Source organism: Candidatus Woesearchaeota archaeon, from assembly GCA_016192995.1.
Lineage (GTDB): Archaea > Nanobdellota > Nanobdellia > Woesearchaeales > DSVV01 > JACPTB01.
Map to the genome: position 1 here is coordinate 18743 of JACPTB010000003.1, position 2697 is coordinate 21439.

4 protein-coding genes are annotated in these 2697 nt (G+C 33.2%); 2 read left to right on the forward strand and 2 right to left on the reverse strand.

The genetic code is table 11. The annotated features are described in order from the left end of the window. The first annotated feature begins 26 nt into the window (after nt 1-26). Complete coding sequence (locus HYY69_02815) at nt 27-425, forward strand: hypothetical protein (protein ID MBI3032382.1); 399 nt, start codon at nt 27-29, stop codon at nt 423-425. Between the two features lie 73 nt (nt 426-498). Here HYY69_02815 and HYY69_02820 read toward each other — a convergent pair whose 3' ends face one another. Beyond that, nucleotides 499-999: a methyltransferase domain-containing protein gene (locus HYY69_02820; GenBank protein ID MBI3032383.1), complete on the reverse strand. Its 501-nt coding sequence runs from the start codon at nt 997-999 to the stop codon at nt 499-501. A gap of 73 nt (nt 1000-1072) precedes the next feature. Here HYY69_02820 and HYY69_02825 point away from each other — a divergent pair, with 73 nt between their 5' ends. Beyond that, nucleotides 1073-1603 carry a hypothetical protein gene (locus HYY69_02825; protein MBI3032384.1) on the forward strand — a complete coding sequence of 177 codons (531 nt, stop codon included), beginning with the start codon at nt 1073-1075 and terminating at the stop codon, nt 1601-1603. Nucleotides 1604-1941: 338 nt separating this feature from the next. Here the strand turns inward: HYY69_02825 and HYY69_02830 are convergent, their stop codons facing one another. Continuing rightward, the gene (locus HYY69_02830) at nt 1942-2526 is read right to left on the reverse strand and encodes a hypothetical protein (GenBank protein MBI3032385.1); all 585 of its coding nucleotides are present in this window, start codon (nt 2524-2526) and stop codon (nt 1942-1944) included. Nucleotides 2527-2697: the final 171 nt, after the last annotated feature.

Consider the following 2697-nt stretch of genomic DNA (forward strand, 5'->3'; position numbering starts at 1 on the left):
ATCTTAGTGAGAAAAATGCTATTCTTGTGTTAGAACATCCTGATTTTGGAATATATGTTGATGCTGGCTTAAGCCAAGTGTTTACTGTACCTATTGATATTAATAATGTTGGTATAGTTAGAGATTTTCCTGCAGATATGGGATTAAAATCTTCATTTGAAACCGATAAAAAATATGGGATTCCATATGGTTTTTCTTTTTCTGGACACCATAGAGATCATATTCAATTATGGCGTGAGTCCCACTATGCTGGACTTGTTCAGTTTAACTACCCAAATATAACTAGAAGGTTCGAAACAAGTAATCTACTGGATAAAAAAGCAGGAGTTGCCGTTGAGACTTCAGATCAACCTAAGTACACTCCTTACAGTTATGGTACGAGTGAATCATCTCAATTCAGAAGAGGTACGGGCTGGCATCCATAATAAAAAAGTATTCTTAAGAGAAATTCAGAATACATAATTGTGTATCGTTTTCTAATGGAACAATATTAATAATTTAGCAGTCAACAAAATAAATCCAATCCTTCCCCTGATCAATAATGTTAGTTATGCTAAAATGTTTTTTTAACCCATTAATTATTTCTTCTTCTTTCTGTGTTCCTTTAAGAAAGGTAATCACTGCTTTTTTACTGGTACGTTTAATTTCAGAAAATGCTTTATCAACATCAGTAAAATTTTGTGCAGCAGTGACTGAAATAACATAATCAAATGATCTATCTTTGAAAGGGAGCTGTTCTGCAACTCCCACTATTGTTTTAATTCCTTTTTGTGCTGCTTGTTTTAATAGTTCCTTGCTCGGATCCAAACCGATAACAATACCCTGCCAGTCTGCATAGTAAGGTCCGCAGCCAATGTCAAGAATGGTTGTTTTTGCATTTAGCTTTGAAGCTAAATGCTGTTTAATTATTGCTATTTTCTTTAACTGTTCTTGTTGGTAAAGTTCATCATAAGATGGAGATATAATGTCATAATAGTTTTCTCGATATATTTTTTTCATGATTCTATTAATAATTAGGGCTTATGTTTAAATGTATCTATTTATAAACAAATAGTGATTTCTTCTTCATGCAATGACAGAATTAGCAGAGATTGTTGAACGATTAGATCGTGGTATGCAAGAGCGATTAGGTTTTTTTAAACAACCTCAACCTTTTGAAGGTTATGATATAACCTATCAGAAAACATTATACTCCGGCCCATTGCGAGTTTCAATACGTCAAGGTAAAACCAGGAGTTCTCTTGCAATACCAATAGAGGTTCATATAGCTTATCGTTATAGTCGGGATGGTTTGCCCCAACCATTTGCTGATGCTGTTGATATTGGCAGAGAAACATTAGATGATATAAACCCACATGCATCTATTGTAGTTCCAAATGTTGATGACCTCAGAGCATATTTCAGAGGATTAGATATTGGTTGTACTATACATTTTATAACTGAAGGTCCTGAGCAAGGTATGATGCAGACAACGTACACCCTTGACTTTAAACCTGTTTCGATTGCTAATACCGGTAGAATAGCATACCATCTTGAAAAATTTATTAAATATGTTAGAGATCACGCAGATTTGCAGTTAAAGATGCTGCATCAGGGGCATTAGTGTTTTTTTATACGTACGTAATAAGTCTGGGGTTTTAGCGCCTGCTTTTGTGAAGCTCTTCTTAACTTTACTTTGGGGATTTTTCGGAGTTCCAGAGAGAAAAATCCAATTGAAGAACACTTCAAAAGCTGAACCGGCGCTAAAACCTAAGGGGGACTTATTACGTACTTTTATACAAAAAATTTAAATAATAGTTTGTAAAATTAAAAGAGTATGTCTAAAGTGCTACAAATTAAAATAGAGATTTTTGATTATAGTTATTGTTAGATGTGAATATTTTTCACCAATTATTCTAAAAAACTCCCCATATTCTTACCTTACATTCATTAATAACATGATTATTTCGCCTGATTATACACAGAAATCAAAACTTCATAAAACGCTTCTTTTAATGGACCCGTGCAGGTTTGTATGCCGCCTAACATCGTTGTAAGATATTGCTCATTAAATGCATTTCTTTCATAACTGCAATCCATGGATTTATCCAACAACAAAGTCTTTACCTGTCCAGGTTCAGTATCTGCTACTGCTATCACCTTCTTGGTTAACATGCAGCGTTTATCAGTTACTAATTCATACGTCAATTTATCACCTTGATGCATGTATTTTGTTGCCTGGCAGTCTTGCACACGTTCGAGAAAACATTCTTTAGTGTCGCAGGTTTTTGGAATATTGCTGCGAAGATAAAAGAAAAACCCTATAACCATAATAATCAAAATAACTCCTAAGGTGATTTGCGCTGGACTTTTTAACACATGAGAGTATTCATAATTTCTCACTGAATTTTTAATTAATCCTTTGACAAAATCCTTTGGATAACCATGATCAATTAATGTCGTTTCAATAACATCGAAAGTATGGCCTTTTTCATATTGAGACCTGATGTAATTTTTTACTTTTAATTCTAACTGAGCATCGATCATTGCTCAATTTGAAGAATAGGGTTATATAAGTGTTTGTTACTACTTAAAGAGAGTTTAGGAATAAAAGTACCAACTAATTATAATGGATATAAATATAATCTGGCGATACTTGTATGATACCACTGATAAATGGCAATATTTATAAACAATATACTGTTCTTTTCTTAACAT